The 18137-nt window shown below is 69.4% G+C and carries 12 protein-coding genes; 3 read left to right on the forward strand and 9 right to left on the reverse strand.

Features of this window, described 5'->3' with window-relative positions; genetic code table 11:
- Window positions 1–80: 80 nt before the first annotated feature.
- The 7 genes from AB0J74_RS29980 to AB0J74_RS30010 all read right to left on the reverse strand — a co-directional run bounded on the left by AB0J74_RS29980 (window position 81) and on the right by AB0J74_RS30010 (window position 12456).
- A complete protein-coding gene (locus tag AB0J74_RS29980; RefSeq protein ID WP_363453850.1) occupies window positions 81–3386 on the reverse strand; it encodes a discoidin domain-containing protein in 3306 nt (1101 codons plus the stop codon).
- Between the two features lie 13 nt (window positions 3387–3399).
- Window positions 3400–4830 (reverse strand): glycoside hydrolase family 43 protein, encoded by a 1431-nt coding sequence (locus AB0J74_RS29985; protein WP_363453852.1) that lies wholly within the window; start codon window positions 4828–4830, stop codon window positions 3400–3402.
- A gap of 10 nt (window positions 4831–4840) precedes the next feature.
- Window positions 4841–7327, reverse strand: a complete 2487-nt coding sequence (locus AB0J74_RS29990) for a beta-L-arabinofuranosidase domain-containing protein (protein WP_363453854.1) — start codon at window positions 7325–7327, stop codon at window positions 4841–4843.
- Window positions 7328–7406: 79 nt separating this feature from the next.
- Entirely contained in the window at window positions 7407–8204 is a 798-nt protein-coding gene (locus AB0J74_RS29995) for a carbohydrate ABC transporter permease (RefSeq protein WP_363453855.1), read from the reverse strand.
- Window positions 8205–8214: 10 nt separating this feature from the next.
- Window positions 8215–9162: a sugar ABC transporter permease gene (locus tag AB0J74_RS30000; RefSeq protein WP_363453857.1), complete on the reverse strand. Its 948-nt coding sequence runs from the start codon at window positions 9160–9162 to the stop codon at window positions 8215–8217.
- Between the two features lie 60 nt (window positions 9163–9222).
- The gene (locus AB0J74_RS30005; protein WP_363453859.1) at window positions 9223–10521 is read right to left on the reverse strand and encodes a sugar ABC transporter substrate-binding protein; all 1299 of its coding nucleotides are present in this window, start codon (window positions 10519–10521) and stop codon (window positions 9223–9225) included.
- 30 nt (window positions 10522–10551) lie between these two features.
- The gene (locus tag AB0J74_RS30010; RefSeq protein ID WP_363453861.1) at window positions 10552–12456 is read right to left on the reverse strand and encodes a beta-L-arabinofuranosidase domain-containing protein; all 1905 of its coding nucleotides are present in this window, start codon (window positions 12454–12456) and stop codon (window positions 10552–10554) included.
- A gap of 158 nt (window positions 12457–12614) precedes the next feature.
- On the opposite strand from AB0J74_RS30010, the gene AB0J74_RS30015 reads away from it, so the two are divergent.
- Both AB0J74_RS30015 and AB0J74_RS30020 read left to right on the forward strand, forming a co-directional pair.
- The gene (locus tag AB0J74_RS30015; protein WP_363453863.1) at window positions 12615–13655 is read left to right on the forward strand and encodes a LacI family DNA-binding transcriptional regulator; all 1041 of its coding nucleotides are present in this window, start codon (window positions 12615–12617) and stop codon (window positions 13653–13655) included.
- 7 nt (window positions 13656–13662) lie between these two features.
- Window positions 13663–15417, forward strand: coding sequence for a caspase family protein (locus AB0J74_RS30020; protein ID WP_363453865.1), 1755 nt, complete (start codon window positions 13663–13665; stop codon window positions 15415–15417).
- Here AB0J74_RS30020 and AB0J74_RS30025 read toward each other — a convergent pair.
- On the reverse strand, window positions 15414–15875 hold the full coding sequence (locus AB0J74_RS30025; protein WP_363453867.1) for a hypothetical protein: 462 nt from the start codon (window positions 15873–15875) through the stop codon (window positions 15414–15416). The two genes, AB0J74_RS30020 and AB0J74_RS30025, sit on opposite strands and share 4 nt — an antisense overlap.
- An 83-nt stretch (window positions 15876–15958) precedes the next feature.
- On the opposite strand from AB0J74_RS30025, the gene AB0J74_RS30030 reads away from it, so the two are divergent.
- The gene (locus AB0J74_RS30030; protein ID WP_363453869.1) at window positions 15959–16618 is read left to right on the forward strand and encodes a TetR/AcrR family transcriptional regulator C-terminal domain-containing protein; all 660 of its coding nucleotides are present in this window, start codon (window positions 15959–15961) and stop codon (window positions 16616–16618) included.
- Window positions 16619–16744: 126 nt separating this feature from the next.
- On the opposite strand, the gene AB0J74_RS30035 is transcribed toward AB0J74_RS30030, so the two are convergent.
- The gene (locus tag AB0J74_RS30035) at window positions 16745–18076 is read right to left on the reverse strand and encodes an alpha/beta hydrolase (RefSeq protein ID WP_363453871.1); all 1332 of its coding nucleotides are present in this window, start codon (window positions 18074–18076) and stop codon (window positions 16745–16747) included.
- Window positions 18077–18137: the final 61 nt, after the last annotated feature.

An 18137-nucleotide genomic window follows, 5' to 3' on the forward strand; every position in this document is an offset into this window, starting at 1 on the left:
GCGTAATCGGCACCGGCCTGATGCAGGTCGATCGGCACCGCGCCCGCCGAATGCGCCAGGTCCCAGATCGCCAGAGAAAGCTAACCGAAGGCCTTCACTTCCAGCAGCCCGACCGAGCCTGCGCCACTTTGCAGCGCGACCCGCAGCCGGGTCGTGCTCACCTGCCCGAAGCTCACCGAGTTGTATTGGTTGAGCGCGACCGGATACCCGCTCGGCGACGGCACGTTCACATACGTGCTGCCGTTCCAGTACTGCAAGGTCCACGACGCCGGCACGCGTACGCCGCCGTTGTCGTCGAAGAAGTAGACCTGTGCCGACCGCAACGTCTGCGCCGACGACCAGGTCAGATCCGCCCACTGCGCGCCCGTGTTGGGCCAGGTGCCCCAGCGCGGGTTGACGGTGTCGTTCGACGACGGCGGGTCGACACCGTCGTTGATCGCGGCCACGCTCTCCCAGGCCGACGTGTAGGACGCCGACGGCGTGGCCGCGGTCGCGAGGTTCCCGCCCGACGGCGGTGGGTCGTCGGGATCCGGGTTGGTGCCGCCCCGGTTGTAGAGCTTGAGCTCGGTCAACCCGGTCTTGGCCGACCCGGACGCGTGCGTGAACTGCACCCGCAGCCGCGTGGTGCTGACCGGCGTGAAGCTCACCTTGTTGTAGTTGGACAGCGGCGTCCCCGGCGTCCTCACCTGATTGCCCGCCGTGACAAAGGCACTGCCGTTCCAATACTGCACGGTGTACGACGAGGGCGGTCGATAGCGGTTGGTCGCCCGGTCGTTGCGGAAGTAGATGCGCGCCTCGTCGACGGCCCGGCTGGTGCCGAAGTTGACCTCGTACCAGTCGGTGGCGTTCGGACTGCCGTAAGCGCCCCAGATCGGTGCGTTGGTCGGTAACCCGTCGACAGCCGCGGCCGTGGTGGTCCCCGACGCCGTGAACGACGCCGACGTCGTCGCGCCGGAAGCCAGGTTCGGCAGGGTCGAGGTCAGGTCGACGCCGGCCTTCGCGGCGATGTCGACCATACGGGCGCTGTTCTGGTTGACGTTCTGCGGTGCCTGCAGGCCCGAGAACGAGGTGCTGAAGTTGACCACGCCGGAGCCGGAGGGGAAGGTGACGGAGCCGGTGGCCGGGTTGTAGATCAGCCGGGTGAGCCGGTCGACGGTGACCACCCGGGTGCCGTTGAGGAAGATGGAATAGCCCTGCGGCACCCCGCTGTAGCGGGTCACGCCGTCGGCCGGGTCGTCCCAGACGACCGACAGGTTGGCGTTGCGGTAGCGCAGGTTGTTGACCGCGAACTGGCCCCAGCCGATGTTGATCGGCGACAGTTCGATCTGCGCGTCGGTGCGCGGCCGCAGCCCGGCGACGTCTTCGATGACGGTCCAGTTGCTGCTGCCCAGGATGTTGTGGTGAATCCAGGAGCGGTAGGTGATGCTGCTGCCGTTCCAGTCGGCCCAGAACTCGTTGGCGTCGGGGTAGCGGGTGTCGCCGTTGATGTATTGCGCCCAGGCGTTCCAGTAGAGCAGCTTCTTGTAGTCGTCGTTGGTCATGTAGGAGTTCGGGTAGTTGCGCAGGACCGACGAGTAGAGCCGGAACTGCACGGTGGAGTTGATGGTGGAGAAGTTGTTGCTGCCCGGCGACCCGGCCGCCGCGGCGGCTGCCTTGTCGCGCTGGTTGGCGGTGTAGAACGGGAAGATCGGGTATTCGGCCGGGTCGGCGAACAGGCGCAGCGCCTCGCGATACTGCGCGGTGTTGGGCATCAGCCCGACGGAGAACGGGTAGTAGTTGTTGATTTCCTTCCACGGCACGAACTCGTTGGTGCTGACGTGCTTGTGCTCGATCAGTTGCCGCGACGGGTTCCACAACGTGTTGATCACGCCGTTGCGGATCCGGTCGGCCAGCGCCTGCATCTCGGCCGCCTTGGCGGTGTTGCCGAGCATCGCGTAGGCCTGCTGCGACGCGACCGCACCGGCCCACACGTAGGCGGTCTCGGCCCGGTCCATGTTGCCGGACCGCCAGTGGAACGACACCGCGTCGGCGTCGTTGCCGGTCAGCGCGCCCCAGTCGTACTCGATGACGCCGTTGTTGTTGTGGTCGTAGAAGGCGAGCTGCCCCTTGGCGTCGCCCTCGGCATACTTTGCAAAGTTTTGCAAAAGGGCGGGCTGCCCGCCGTGGATCTGGTAGGCCTTCCAGGCGGCCTCGGCGACGTACTGCGTGTAGGAGTTGGACCAGTTCTCCGGGTCGCCCGGGTTGTCGACGAACCGGGCGTTGCCCGAGTACTGCCCGATCGACAGCCACGGTCCGTAGGAATACTCCGGGCTACGCAGATACTTCAGGTCGTCGATGTGCATCGGCTGGGTCAGCACGATCGCGTTGTTGTAGCCGGTGGCTCCCTCGACCGACTGCGGGAACTGGAAGTCCTGCCCCGGGATGTCGACGTCGAGATAGTTGAAGCGCATCAGCCACCAGCGGTAGTAGATGTTCTTCTTGATGGCCGGGTCCGGCACGTCGATGTAGGGCAGGTTGTCGACCCACCAACGGTTGTACGTGCGGACGTGGGTGGCGAAGGCGCTCGCCGGGGTGAGCCCGCGATAGCTGTTGTATTCGGTCAGCGACGCGGGAATCTCGTTGGCGACGAAGCCCAGTTGCACCTTGGTGGTCACGGTCTGCCCGGCGGCGACGGTCACCGACCGGGTAAGGCCGCCGCTGCTGACCGTGAACCCGTCACCGGAGAACCGCGGGAACAACGTCGTGAGGTTGTTCTTCACCGCGCGGGTGCCGGTCATCTCGGTGCCGCTGCCGGTCGCGGCGTAGGGCGAGGTCGCCCGCAGTGACAGGGTCGCCGACGCGGTGCCGGTGTTGGCGATGTCCATATTGGTCACCAGCACGTTGTTGTGCGTGATGAACTTGGTCACGGTGATCCGCAGCGAGCCGCTGGTGTGCACGCTGCGCCAATAGCTGGGAGCCTGGAACCGTTGCGCGGGCTGCTCGGTGAACGTGCCGGGCGACGGGGTGATGGTGTAGGCGCCCTGGCTGCTGATGTTGTCCCAGTAGGCGGCGTTGCCGCCGAAGCCGATCACCGAGGGCGTGTGGGTATACATGAACGCGCCCCGGCCCCGGGTCATCAGCAGCGTGCCGGCCGGATCGTTACCGGAGCGGCCGAGCAGCCGGTCCATCCAGAAGTCGGTGCCGCCGCTCTCCGCGTCGTAGATCGCCTGCAGGGTGCTGTTGACGTTGTAGCCGACCGGTGGTGCCGGGATCGCGCCGCCGCTGAACGTCGGGAAGCCGATGGTCTGCGCGGCATGTGCGGGCGTCGCCTGAACGCTCAGCAGGCCCGCGGCGAGCACGGCGACGACACCGGCCGCCAGTTTCGGATGTCTGGTCCGTAGGGACATGTGCGCTACCCCCTTAAGAGGCTGAGAAGGCCTGCCATTCGAGGACACCGGTGGAGAAGCCGGTGCGAGAGGTGATCGACAGCCGGAGCCGGGTGGTGCTGACCGCCGTGAACGTCGTCGAGTTGAACGTGTTGCCGGCGACACCACAGGCGGACTGACCGGGTACGGCGACGTAGGCGCTGCCGTTCCAGTACTGCACCTGGCACGAGGCGGGCAGGTCGATGCCCTGGTTGTCGTCGAACCAGTAGGTGGCCACCCGGTTGATCGACCGGGCCGACGGCCACTGGTATTCGATCCACTGGGTGCCCTGTTGCGGCCAGTTGCCGTACGCCAGGTTGGAGTGGTCCTGTGAATTGGCCGGTGTGCCCCCGTTGTTGACGGCCGCCAACGACTCCCACGCCGAGACGAACGAGGTCGACGCGGTCGCGCTCGGCGCGATATTGGTGCCCGCGCCACCGCCACCACCGCCGGGGTTGGCCGGCGGCCCGGTGGTGGTCTGCACCACCTTCTGGATCGTGCCATCGGCGTTGAAGAACATCCGGTCGACGGCCACCGAGCGGCGGAAGTTGCCACCGCCGGGCGCGTTGGCGTTGTGGTAGACCATGTACCACTGGCCGTTGAACTCCGCTACGCCGGCGTGGTTGGTGGTCGACGAGACCTGGCCCAGCACGATGCCGCGGTGGGTCCACGGCCCCATCGGGTTGGTCGCGGTGGCATAGCGCTGGCAGGCGTAGCTGGAACTGGTCACGCAGCCGTTGGTGTCGTTGGCCGCGTAGATCATGTAGTAGAGGCCGTTGCGCTTGAACATGAACGGGGCTTCCCAATAGTTGGCGAGCCCCTGTGGCGTCACGACCGAGCCGACGGTGTCGATCATGTTGGCCGCGAGCCGCACGGCGCGCGGCGCCCAGTAGCCGCCCCAATACATGTAGGCCTGGCCGTCGTCGTCGACGAAAACGGTCGGGTCGATGTTGAGGCCCGACGAGTTGGCGGTGCTGTCGCTGATCAGCGGGCCGCCCTTGGCGTCGGTGAACGGGCCGAGGGGGCTGTCACCGACGGCGACGCCGATGTTCATCCATCCTGGACCGTTCCCGTTGACCGAGGTGTACCAGTAGTAGCGGCCGTTGCGGGGCTCGACCTCGCTGGCCCAGGCGTCGGCGCCCGCCCACGGGAAGGTGGCGATGTTGGCCCGCACACCGCGGTCGGTCCAGGACGCCGCGTCGGTCGACGAGAGCACATGCCACTCGCGCATGACGAAGTTCTGGCCGGTGGCCGAGGCCTCGTCACGCCCGGTGTAGACATACATCGTGTCGCCGACCACCAGCGGCGCCGGGTCGGCGGTGTAGATGGCGGTGACCACGGGGTTGGCGGCCTGCGCGGCGGCGCCGAACAGCACCGCGGCCGCCAGCGTCACCGTCCCACAGACCAGGGCGAGGGGTTTACGCATCGGGGCTCCCTTACGAACCGGAAGAGGTGAGGGACGCGATTTCGGCGGCCGTCAGCGCGCGGCTGTAGACGCGGAAGCTGTCGACGGCGGCGTTGAGGTAGGGGTCGCCGGTGTATTGCGACCGCCCGATCCAGTTCTGCGTGGTTGCGCCGAGGTTCGCCGGCCGCGTGGTGAGCGCGGCGTTGCGGGCGACCTCCACCCCGTTGACGTAGAGAATGCCGAGGTTCCCGGCGTGCGTGACGGCGACGTGCGTCCACACCCCGGCGGGCAGCGCGGAAGGCGCGTCGATGCGCTGCTCCGCACCGGCGCCGCCGGCCGTGATGGCGTAACGGGCCACGCCGCTGCCGTTGCGAGGGGAGAAGAACATGTTGGTGCCGGACCCGCTGCCGAAGTCGAACAGCCGGGCCCAGTTGGCCAGGGTGTTGACCCGGACCCAGGTGGCGACGCTGAACGCGGTCGCGCCGGCCAGGATCCCGGCCGGCAGGCTGACGTACGCCGTGGTGCCGTTGAGGCTGACCGCGTTGCCGGTGCGCCCGGTGGTGCGCCCGGCGCTCCCGGCCAGGGTGGCGGTGCGGCCGTTACCGGTCGCGTCGGCCGCGGTCGTGCCGGACGCCTCGTCGAACGGGTAGTGCGCGACGAAGGCCGGCAGCGTCGGCGTCGAGGTGACGTTCCAGTAGACCGTGTAGCGCACGCCGTGCGTCTTGTAGAACGGCAGCAGCGTGACCGCGCCGGTGCTGGCGGTCGCGGTGTATTGCAGCGGCGTGCTGGTCGGCGCCAGCGAACTCGCGGTCAACGTCGGCAAACCGCTGAGATTGGTGCTGCCGTACTGCCCGGCCAGCACGATCGGGCCGTGCTTGACCGCGCGGACGGCCGAGTTGTCGGGGGTCGGCTCGAGCACCAGCGACATCGGCAGGCTGATGTCGACCGTGTCGCCGCTGGCCCAGGTGCGGTTGACGGCCAGATAGCCGCCCGGCGTGGGCGTGCCCTGCAGCACCCCGTTGACCCGCACCTGCGCACCGGAGGTCCAGCCGGGAATGCGCACCCGCAGGTCGATCGCGCCGGACCCGGTCACGGTCAGCCGGGTGGTCGGCGACTCGGGGTAGGTGGTGTCCTGGCGGATCGTGATGCCGCGGCCCGGCCAGGTCAGCGTCGACGCGATGAACAGGTTCACCCAGAGCGTGTTGCCGTTGTAGAAGTAGATGCTGTCGCCGTACTTCGTGTTGGTCTCCATGCCCGTGCCGTGGCAACACGTGAAGTTGCTGTAGTCGTTGCTGTAGGTCTTGATGCCGCCGGCCCGCAGCGGCACGTAGTAGCAGTGGAAGCCGTGCGACGAGGCCGGGTTCTGCGCGCCGAGCAGGTGGTTGTAGAGCGCCTTCTCGTAGAAGTCCATCAACTCGGCGGCCCGCGACGGGAACGTGAAGAACAGTTGCCGGGTCAGCTTGAGCATGTTGTAGGAGTTGCAGCACTCGCACGTCGAGTCCGACAGCTCGCTGGCGATCCGGTTGGGTAGCTGGAAGTACTCGCCGTTGGAGTTGCCGCCGATGGCGTACGAGTGCTGGTTCACGACGAAGTTCCAGAAGTTCGCCGCGATGTCGCGGTACCGGGTGGTGCCGGTGGCGTGGTAGCCGCGGATCGCCGCCAGCGCCTTGGGTATCTGCGTGTTGGCGTGGAAGCCGTTGAGCGCGTCGACGTTGCTGGCCAACGGATCCAGCACCTGGGCATGGTCGAAATACTGCGCCGTTGTCAGGTGGGCCGGGTTGTCGCTGAGTTGGTAGAGGTTGAACAGCGTCTCGCCGATGCCGCCGAACTCGGTGCGCAACTGGTTCTGGCGCTGGGTGTTGGTCAGCCGGCTGTTGCGCGCCTGCACCCAGGCGGCCTTGCGGCCCAGGATGGTCAGCGCCTGCGCGTTGCCGGTGAGCTGATGCATGTCGAGCAGGCCGGCCATGATCTTGTGCAGCGTGTAGTAGGGCGCCCAGACCGCCTGCCCGCTCTCCAGCCGGTCGAAGAAGCTCTCCGGGTAGGCCGAGAGATAGCCGGTGTTGAAGCCACGGGCGGCGGCCCGGTCCTGGCAGAGCCCGAGCTGCGCGACCAGATAGTCGCCCTTGGTCTTGAACGAGGTGTCGCCGGTGCTGGCGTACGCCTGAGCCAGCGCGCTGAGCACGTGGCCCATCGAGTGCCCGCGCAGCTCGGTGGTCGGCGACTCCCAGCCGCCGCACGGTGTCGCCGACGACGCCAGGCCGGCGTTGACGCGAAACATGTGCAGCAGCCGCTCGGAGTCGAGGAACGTCAGGTAGGACTGGGTGCGGCCGGAGTTGGCCAGGAACGGTCCGGACAGCAGGCGGACGGCGGTGAGCGGGAAGGGGTAGGCCGAGACGCCGGCGTCCGGGCGGGCCGCGGACGCGGTTTCGGGCAGTGCGGTGACGGCGGCGGTCGTCGCCACGGCGGTGGCCGCGCCGGCCTTGAGCACGGTTCGGCGGGACAGGGACGGTCTGCGCACGGGGGGCTCCTCTCCATGCATAGATGAAGATCAATTTCTTAGACCGGAGTCCGCCCGTGCTGCCGGCAGACCCGGCGTATTACCCCTTGATGGCGCCCGAGGTGAAGCCCCGGACGTAGCTGCGCTGCATGAACGCGAAGAGAATCAGGCACGGTACGGCCATGAAGACGACGCCGGCCTCGAGGGCGGCGTAGTCGATCGAGCCGTGGCTCGCCGTGCGCATGTTGACCACCGCGAGCGTGGTGGTGAACTTGTCGGTCGAGTTGAGCAGGATCAGCGGTGCGAAGAACTCGCTCCACGACGTCAGGAACGCGAAGAGCCCAACCGTGATCAGCCCCGGCCGCACTGCCGGCAGCATGATCCGCACCAGCGTGCCGAAGGTGGCACAGCCGTCCATCTGCGCCGACTCTTCGAGTTCGCGCGGCACCGCCTCGAACGAGTTGCGCATCATGAAGATGGAGAACGGCAGCTGGAACATGATGAGCACGAGGCTCAGCCCGATCAGCGAGTCTTCCAGGCCGATCCAGCCGAGTAACACGTAGAGCGCGATCAGGATGGTCGCGTAGGGCACCATCAGGATCGCCAAGGTGACCAGGAAGAGCAGGTCGCGGCCGGGGAAGCGGAACCGGCCGAAGGCGTAGCCGCCGAACGTCGCGACCAGCAGGGTGCCGGCGACGGTCAGGCCGCTGACCACCACGCTGTTGACCACGTTTTGCAGCCGTACGCCGTTGTCGGACGTGAACAACCGGTCGTAGTTCTCCAGCCCGAAGCCGGAGCCGGTGCGCACCGAGGCCCAGCCGCTCCACAGCAACGGAAACAGGAACAGGATGGCCAGGGCGGCGCCGGTGACCGAGTAGCCCAACCGGGAACGGTTCATCGCAAGACCCCTAGTTGGACCGGCGGCGCAGCACGCCGAGCTGGATGACGTTGAAGACGACCAGGACCCCGAGCAGCACCACCGAGATGGCGGCGGCCGAACCGAGGTCGAGGCGGATGAACGCCTCGCGGTAGATCACCATGACCAGCGAGGTGGTGCTGTTGTCGGGACCGCCGCGGGTCAGGATCCAGAACTGGTCGAAGGCCAGCAGCGACCCGGTCACCATCAGCGTGAGCACCAACGCGATCGTCGGGCGCAGCAGCGGCAGGGTGATCCGGCGAAAGGTCTGCCAGCGGTTGGCGCCGTCGACCCGGGCCGCCTCGTAGATCTCGGGCGGGATGGCCTGCAGGCCGGTCAACAGGATCAGCATGTTGAAGCCGGCGAACCGCCAGAGCACCAGCACGACCGCGGAGCCGAGGGCGGAGTTGGCGCTGCCGCTGGTCCACGAGACGTAGCCGTCGATCAAACCGACCTTGCGTAGCAGGTCGCTGACCGGGCCGATCTCGTCACTGAGCAGGCCGAGGAAGAGCAGCGAGGCGCTGGCGAAACCGACCGCCATGGGCAGGAAGAAGGCGGTACGCAGGAAGCCGACGCCGCGGCGGCGGTGCTGCACCAGCAGGGCCAGGCCCAGCGACACCGTGAAGAGCAGCACGGTGATGATGACCGTGTATTTCACCGTGAACCAGGTGGCCGAGCGGACCAGGTCGTTGTCGCCGATGCCGGTGAAGTTGTCGGGCGCGTTCAGCGTCGGCGGGGCGAGCAGTGGCCAGCGGTGCAGCGACATCCAGCCGACCAGCACCAGCGGGACGAGGAAGAACAAGACGACCATGACCGCGGTCGGGCTGGCGTACGCGACACCGAGCCAGGCGCGCCGGGTCTGGCGCCGCAGGCCGCGACGGCGGGCCGTCGGGGGTTCGACGCGCTCGTCCCGGAGCGGGGTGATCACGGTCGTCATCATGGCCTCTCTTTTGCGAGGGTGGGGTCCGGACGGCCGGCCGGACCCCACCCACGGACTGGGTCAGCTCTGCTGGAGCGACTTGGTGATGTCGGTGTTGCCGGTGCTCAAGGCGCTCGCGGCGGCACCGAACAAGGCCCCACGAACGGTCTGCAGCCAGGGGCTCTGGGGGTCGTTGAAGGACGCGTTGAAGTTGCGGGCGTAGGGCGTCTTGCCCTTGGCCATCAGCGAGTTGATCAGCACGACCCGGGGATCGGCCGAGGAGTATTTGTTGGAGGCGAGGTCGGTGCGGGTGGGCACGCCCTTGTTCTTCGCGATGACCTCGATCTGCGCTTCGTCGGACATCGTCCAGGACAGGAAGTCCCAGGCCTGCGCCGCCTTGGTGCTGGTGGCGCCGATGCCGATCGCGTCGCCGCCGACGAACGTCGACTCGCCCCCGTCCGGGCCGGGAATCGGCGCCACGCCCATCTTCACGCCCTTCTCCTCGATCAGGCCGAGCCAGACCGACGGGCCGGGCGCGATGCCGACCTTGCCGTTCTGGAGCGCGCCGAGCCAGGTCGGGCCGGCCTCGTCCTTGGAGGCCGGCGCGGCCACGCCCTCGTCGTAGAGCGAGCGGTAGAGCGCGAAGACGTCGGCCATCTCCTTGGAGTTGATCTTGGCGTTGTTGCCCTCGGGGTCGATGACGTCGCCGCCCGCGGCCCAGACCGACGGCCAGAAGGTGAACTCGACGCAGCCGCCGCAGTTGCCGCCGAAGTAGGTGCCGTTGACGTCGCCGCCCAGCTTGTCGACCGCGCGGGCCTGCTCGGCGAACTCCTTCAGCGTGGTCGGTGGCTTCTCCGGGTCGAGGCCGGCTTTCGCGTAGAGATCCTTGTTGTAGAGCATCACCGACATGTCGATGGTGTGCGGCACCGCATAGACGTGGCCGTCCCAGGTGGCGGCCTTGACGTGCGCCGGCGCCACCTTGTCCTTGACGTCGAGCGCGTTGAACCGGTCGGTCAGGTCGACCCACAGGCCCTGCGAGGCGTACTGCGCGGCGAAGACCACGTCGGAGGCGAACATGTCGGGCAGCGACTTGGCACCGGCCGCCGACGCCAACTTGGCCGGGTACTCCTCGTTGGGGTAGGCGGTCACCTCCACCTTGTTCTTGTGGGTGGCGTTGTATTTCTCGGCGTACGCCTTGGAAACCGACTCGGTCGCGGCCCGGGTCCACAGGGTCAGCGTGGCGCCGTCGTCGACCGCGGCCGCGGCGTTGCCGCCGCCCCCGGCCGCGCCGTCGTCGTCGTTGCCACAGGCGGCCACGGCGGTCATCAGGAGCGCCGCCGCGGTGACGGCGACGACGCGTCGTGCTCGATATCTAGCCATTCCTATCTCCTTCGGCGAGGGGCGAGGGATCTACACGGAGGGCAGCCAGACCCGCATGGTGGTGGGTCCGCGGCGGGCCCAGCGGTGGTAGGGCAACAGGCGGATCGGGGCGAGCGGGGGTTCGTCGGCCTCGTCGTGGCGGTCACCGTAGGGCCAGCGCCGGTTGTCGGGCGCGGCGATGCGTGCCCAGACCGCGACACCGCCGGCCGCGTCGTCGACCGGTGGCCGGGCGGGGTCGACCCGGAGCAGGTCGAGATCGCCCAGCGGCTCGGCGACCGGCGACTCGGCGCAGTAGACGATCGGACCCCGCTCGACCGCGACGCAGCCGCGCACGGCGTCGATCCGGGGGTCCGGCGTGGAGAAGCGGGGCGCCAGCGGCAGGTGCAACCGGATCTCGTCGCCCGCGGCGAACTCCCTCCGCACGGTGACCGTGCCGGCGCCGGCGGGCTCGGTGACACCGTCGACCGTCACCGTCGCGCCCGCGGCCCAGGCCGGGATGCGCAGGGTGATCGGCCAGGCGCCGCCGTCGGTCGCGGTGACCCGGATCGTCACGTCGCCGTCGTCGGGGTAGGCGGTGGCCATCTCCAGCGCCACCCGGCGGCCGTCCGGGAGGCGGGTGCCGAAGGCGGCGGTCGCGTACTGCATGATCCGCAGGCCTTCGTCGTCGCCGGCGACCAGGTAGGTGCTCAGGCTCGCCAGCAACCGGGAGACGTTGGGCAGGCAGCAGGAGACCTCGAACCAGGGCGCCCGCGGCCCGCCCCCGAAACCGAGTTGCTCCTCGTCGTCGGGCAGCGCCCGGGTCGGGGTGCGCTGGTGCAGGCTGTGCGCGTAGAAGAAGGCCCGCCCGTCGTCTTCGATGGCGGTCGCCACCACGTTGTAGAGGATCCGCTCGATCATGTCGGCGTAGCGGGTTTCCCCGGTGGCCAGCAGCAGCCGCCAGGCCAGCATGATCGCCGCGACGGCCGCGCAGCTCTCGGAGTAGGCCCGGTCGGACGGCAGCACGAAGTCGTCGCCGAACGCCTCGTCCATGTGCCGGGAGCCCATTCCGCCGGTCAGGTAGGTGCGCCGGGCCCAGGTGCGGTCGAACTGGGCGGCGACCACCCGCAGCAACTCGGTGTCGCCGGTCTCGACCGCCACGTCGACCACGCCGGCGGCCAGGTAGAGGGCGCGCACCGCGTGTCCGCGAAGGACGGTCGCGGCCCGCACCGGCTGGTCGTCGCTGGCGTAGGCGGCGCCGAAATGGTGCGGTGGCAGGCTCTGGTGGCCGCGCCGCTCGACGAACAGGGCGGCCTGGTCGAGGTAGCGCCGTTCGCCGGTGACCCGGTAGAGCTCGACCAGCGCGGGCTCGATCTCAGGGTGGCCACAGATCCCGGTGGAGCCGTCCTTGCCGAACGTGGCGCAGACGTGGTCGGCGACCCGCTGCGCGATCTCCAGCAGCCGGCCCGGGCCGTGCACCCGGGTGCTGGCGACCGCGGCCTGGATCAGGTGCCCGGCGCAGTAGAGCTCGTGGCCCCAGGCCAGGTCGCTCCAGCGGGGCTGCTGGCCCGGCCGGCCGAAGGCGGTGTTGAGATAGCCGTCGGCCGCCTGCGCACCGCCGATCAGCGCGACCAGTTCGTCGATCTCGCGAACCCGGGCCGGGTCGGGCCGGCGGCCGGTATCCCACGACATGGCCTCGATCAGCTTGTAGACCTCGGAGTCGGCGAACTCGCGGCCCCGGTGCTCGGCCGGCCCGGTCGCGTTGCCGATCGTGAAGTTGGCCGTCCAGCCGACCTTGTCCATCCAGGCCCGGGCGTGGTCGAGGCTGCCTTCACTGATGACGCGCTGCCGGTCGGCCCAGAACCCCGCGGTGATCCGCGCCTCGGCCAGGCCGAGCGGGCGCAACGCGCCACCGGACGGGTCCACCGGCCGGCCGCCGGTGGGGTCGGAAGCTGCCATCCCCTGTTACCTCCAGGTTTCGTGATGGCGCTCACTCTGGCCTCCGAAAACGTTTTCGGCAAGACGTTCCGCATGCGGCAAAACTGGCCTAGCCGAAAAGCCGCAGCTTGCTGATACGTTGCCCTCGGCAAACCGAAACGGCGGCGAAAGGGTTTCTCATGGGGCGGCACCGCACGCAGGCCGTGACGCTGTCCGACGTCGCGCGCCGGGCCGGCGTCTCGATCGCCACGGCGTCGAAAGCCCTCAACGACCGCGCCCAGGTCGCGCCGGCGACCCGGCAGCGGGTGCTGCAGGCGGCCAGCGAGTTGTCGTTCCACCCCAACGCGCTGGCCCGCGGCCTGATCGTCGGCCGCACCCGCACCATCGGCCTGCTCACCGACGAACTCGGCGGCCGGTTCTCCATCCCGATCCTGCTCGGCGCCGAAAACGCTCTCGGCAACGAGCAGATGTCGGTGCTGCTTTGCGACGCCCGCGGCGACGCGATCCGCCGCCAGCACTACATCCGCACGCTGCTGGCCCGCCGCGTCGACGGGTTCATCGTGCTCGGCGACAGCAACGACATCCGGCCGTCGCTGACCCGCGAGATCCCGGTGCCGGTGGTCTACGTCTACGGCGAGTCCACCGACCCGGCCGACTTCTCGCTGGTGGCCGACGACGAGGGCGGTGCCCGACTGGCGGTCGAGCACCTGGTCGCGCTCGGTCGTCGCCGGATCGCGCACGTCACCGGCCCACACGGCTACCGCGCGGCCCGTGACCGCACCAAGGGCATGTGCGAGGTGCTGTCGGAGCACGGGCTGACCCTGGCCGGCGGCGAACCGCTCTACGGCGAGTGGTCACAGCGCTGGGGCCGGCACGCCGCGCGCATGCTGCTCAACGCCGATCCGTCGATCGACGCGATCTTCTGCGGCAACGACCAGATCGCGACGGGAGTCTCGCAGACCCTGCTCGACCTCGGCCGCCGCATCCCCGACGACGTGGCGATCGTCGGCTACGACAACTGGGAAGACTTCGCCACCGACTGCCGCCCACCACTGACCACCGTGGACCTCAACCTCGAGCAACTCGGCGCGACCGCGGTCGAGCACCTGTTCGCCGCGCTCGACGGCACCCCCTCGTCGGGCGTCGTGCGGCAACCCTGCCGCCTGGTGATCCGCGAGTCCACTGTGCCGGCGACGGTCCCGCAGCCCCGGGCGTCATGATGTCTGTATGAGAGCGCCCGCGCCGCCACCGCCCGGCACGCGCCGGGCGCTGGTGGTCGCGACCGGCGCCTACACCGACCCCGCGATCACGCGACTGCGGGCGCCGGCGCTGGACGCCCAGGACATGATCGAGGTGCTGGCCGACGCCGACATCGGCGGGTTCGCGGTCACGTCCATCATGGATCGTCCGGAGGCCGAGCTTCGGCGGACCGTCAGCGTCTTCCTCGGCGACTGCGCGCGCGACGATCTGGTGCTGATCTATCTGAGCTGCCACGGCCTGCTCAGCCCGCGCGGACGCCTCTACTTCGCCGCCACCGACACGGTCAAGGCACACCTGCGGGCGACCGCGGTCGAGGCGCAGTGGCTGCTCGAAGAGATGGACGAGTGCGCCGCCCGGCGCCAGGTGCTGATCCTGGACTGCTGCTTCAGCGGCGCGTTCGCCGGCAAGGGCAGCGCCGACCTGGACCTCGATCGGCGGCTGGGTGGCCACGGGCGGGGACGAGCCGTTCTGACGGCGTCGCGGTCGACCGAGTATTCGTTCGAGGGCAGGCCGCTCAGCGCGCAGCCGTTGCCCCGGTCGGTGTTCACGTCTGCGCTGGTCACGGGTCTGCGCACCGGCGAGGCCGACCGCGACGGCGACGGTTACGTCTCGGTCGAGGAGGCGTTCGCCTACGCGGCCGACCGGGTCGCCGAGGTGGACCCCCGGCAGAACCCACAGCGCTGGCTGTTCGGTGGCGAGGCGGAGATCATCCTGGCCCGCAGCCCGCGGGGCGCATCCGTCGTCCCGGCCAACGGGCTTGACACCCCGGGCCGCGAACCGCTCCCCGGGGAGACGCCGGTTCCGCCACGTTCCCCGCGCGAACGGCTCCGGGACCGTGACCACGGGACCGGACTCTTCCGAAGAGGACTCACCGGCCGGGTCAACGCCGTCACGTTCAGCCCGGACGGCCGACTGCTGGCCGCGGCGACCGGCGAACGGGTGGTGGTCTTCGACGTCGGGTCGGGTGAGCCCGTCGGCGAGCCGCTGATCGGTCACCGGCACCTGGTGTTGGCGGTGAGGTTCACCCCGGATGGCCGGCGGCTCGCCACCGGCGGAGCCGACGGCTCGGTTCGGATTTGGGACGCCGAGACCCGGCAACGGGAGTTTCCGGTGCTCGCGCCGCACACACGTTGGGTGCGTGCCGTCGCGTTCAACCCCGACGGCACCCGGTTGGCCGGTGCGAGCGACGACGGCGCTGTCAGTCTCTGGAATCTCGCGCAAGGGAGCCGGCCGATCCCCGGACCCCGGTTCGACCAGTCCCTCTACTGCCTCGCCTACAGCCCCGACGGGCGTTGGCTCGCGACCGGCGGCGCCGACCACCTGGTGCATCTTTGCCGGCCTGGCCGCACCGTCTCCTTGCGGGGCCACGCCGACCACGTCCTCTCGTTGGCTTACCACCCTGATGGGCTGTTCCTCGCCAGCGGCGGGCGCGACCGGACCGTCCGCCTCTGGGACCTGACCTCCGACCCTGCTGCCGAAATCGCGTGCAACCGGCACCAGGGCTGGGTCCAGTCCGTCGCGGTCAGCCCCGACGGTGCGCTGATCGCGTCCGCGTGCCACGACGGACGGGTCGATGTCTACACCGCGACGACGCTGGAGCCCGTCACGGCGCCCGTGGCCACGCACAACGGCAGCGCCAATTCGGTGGCCTTCAGTCCCGACGGCACCCTGCTGGCCAGCGGCGGCGATGACGGCGTCGTCGTCACCGTCACCGCGGTCTAGACAGCCGCGAAGGTGACGACGGCGGCCGCGAGCATCAGGCCGTGCAGGATCATGTGTTCCAGGTTGGGTCGCGGGCGCTCGCCGATCCGGGGCACCACGATCACGGTGTGGGCGTAGGTGCGGGCGTGTAGCTCGGCCCAGGTGACGCCGGTGCCCGATGTCGCCCAGGGAGCGGGGACGCCGACCAGGTAAGGCATCCACCACACGACCAGGCCGCCGAGGGCGAAGACCAACTCCAGCGCGCCGGCGGCGTACGCCAGTGCCGTTATGTCCGTGGCCGCGGCGATCCCGAGCAGCACGGCGGGCAGCGCCAGCACCGGCGCGTTCACCGCGACCTCGGTGCGCTGCTCGCTGGGCTTGGCGTCGCGCACGTTGTTCAGCGGGTAGATGTCGACCAGCGTGATGACCAGGAACCACGCGACCACGGCGACGATGAGGAAGAGGGCGAGTGCGTACATCGGGCATCCAATCTTACGGCGTAAGGAAGCGGTTGCTGATAGCCTGACTTACGTCGTAAGAATCGTCAAGGGGTTGGTATCTGATGGCGGTACGCCGGGCCGGCGCGAAGGCGGGCCTGAGCCGGGAGCGCGTCTTCGACGCCGCTCTGGACTATCTCGACGAGCACGGGCTGCCCGCGCTGTCGATGCGCAAGCTCGGTGCGGCGCTCGGGGTCGAGGCGATGACGCTCTACCACTACGTGCCCAACAAGGACGCGCTGCTCGACGGCCTGGTCGACCGGGTGATGGAGATCGCCTTCGCCGGCCTGGACGAGCCGGACCCGGGTTCGGGCCCGTGGGTGCCATGGATGCGGCAGTTCGCCCATTCCTTGCGCGGCGCGCTGCTGGCCCACCCCGGCGTGCTGCCGCTGGCCGCCACCCGCCCGGTCAACTCACCCGAGGCGCTGCGGATGTCGGAGCGCTGGCTGGCCGGAATGCGCGCGGCCGGCGTGCCGCTCGGCCGGGCGATGGACGTGGTCAACGTGATCGCTACGTTCACCATCGGCCACACCCTCGCCGAGGCCGGCGAGACGCCCGGTCACGAGGGCACCGAGCCCAACCTCGACGAGCGGGCCGACGAAATCGACCCGGCCGAGTTTCCGAACCTGACCGAGATCCTGACCACCCGGGCCGGGCTCGACTTCGACCACCGATTCACCGAGGCGGTCGACATCCTGCTGGCCGGCTACGCGGCGCTGCCCTGAAATTCTCGCGCGGTTGGCCAGTGTCAGCGTCACCGCCGCCGACCCCACCGGTGAGCTCTGCAAATCGGCTCACCGGTGGGAGCGGTGACCAGTGCCGTGCCGCGAAAATGCCGCCGTGTCCAGGGGCTAGAAGTCGTCGACGTTGACCGTGATCCGGTGGTCGGACGATTTCCAGTTGGGCACGTTGACCACCTCGAACCCGCCGCCGCGCGGGGCGACCGCGATCGAGACGAAGCCGAGGTGAGCCGGCGTGGCCGGGACGAAGACGTCCATGCCGGTGATGAAGGTCTGCGCGAAGAACGCCGGTAGCGGTGCGGTCAGGTCGGTCGTGCGGTCGCTGCCCGCGTCGAAGGCGAAGATGCCGATCACCCGCTTGACCCGCGGCGCGTTGGCGGCGTTGAGGATGTCGCGCCCGTTGACCCAGAGGTGGTCGCCGGCGTCGCCCTGGTCACCCCACCACTCCTTCTGCCGCTGGATGGTCAGCGCGGTGTGCCGGTCACCGGTCTCCACCAGCGCGCCCAGGCCCTCGCCGGGCCGGCTGGTCAGCAGCCGGACGAACGCGCTGTCGCGCAGGAACGGCTGGAAATAGAAGTGGTGGGTCGCGGCGCCGGGCCGGACGACGGCGAACTCGTAGCGGGCGCTGCCGTCGAGCGCGATCGGGCCGAAGGAGCCGTCGCCGGTGAGCGGCGCCCGGTGCACCGGGCGGCTCGACGTGCGCCTGCCGGTCAGCGGGCTGACCCGGAAGACCTCGAGCGTCGCGTCGGTCACGCCGGCGTTGCTCGGGAAGAGCACCGCGCGGCCGGAGATCCGGGCCGTGCGTTCCGGAACGATCTGGCTGGTGTGCGGGGCCCGGCCCCGGAAGAACCGGAACATCTCCCGGAACGACTGCTCCGACGACACCGTCTGGGTGTGCGACTGGTCCGGGAAGTAGACGTTGGTCGCGCCGGTGATCGCGCGGGCCGGGTCGCCCTCGCCCCAGATGGCCAGCGTGGGCACGCCACCGGGCAGCGCGGTGGCCGGGCGCCCGTCGAGGTTGACGTAGTGCGCGACCCGCGCGGCCCGGGCCGGCGAACTGGTCAGATAGCTCTGCAGCACGAAGGTGCCGAGCGAGTGCGCGACGATGTCGACCCGGTCGGCACCGGTGCGGGCGAGCAGCCGGGAGACCCGCTCGTCGAGCCCGGCGAACACGGCGGGCAGGATCGTGGCGATGTTGGGCGAGTCGTATTCGTGTGCCTCGATCACGTCGATCGGGTAGCCGTTGCTGGTCAGCCGCCGGGTCTGCGACTCGAACTGCGACGCGGACCCGGCGCTGCCGTGTACGAAGATGACCGGCCGGTAGGCCGCCGCCCTCCCGTGCGTTGCGGCAACCGCGGGTGTTGCCGCAACCGCGGGTGTTGCCGCAACGGCGAGCACGAGCGCGGTGGCCAGGGAGAGCAGACCTCGGCGATGGATGAGCACAGCACCTCCAGGCAAGCGAAAGTTCTTGCATTGAGAGTGCGCATATCGTCGCAGGCCGATG

The sequence above is a fragment of the Asanoa sp. NPDC049573 genome (assembly GCF_040676615.1).
GTDB lineage: Bacteria > Actinomycetota > Actinomycetes > Mycobacteriales > Micromonosporaceae > Asanoa.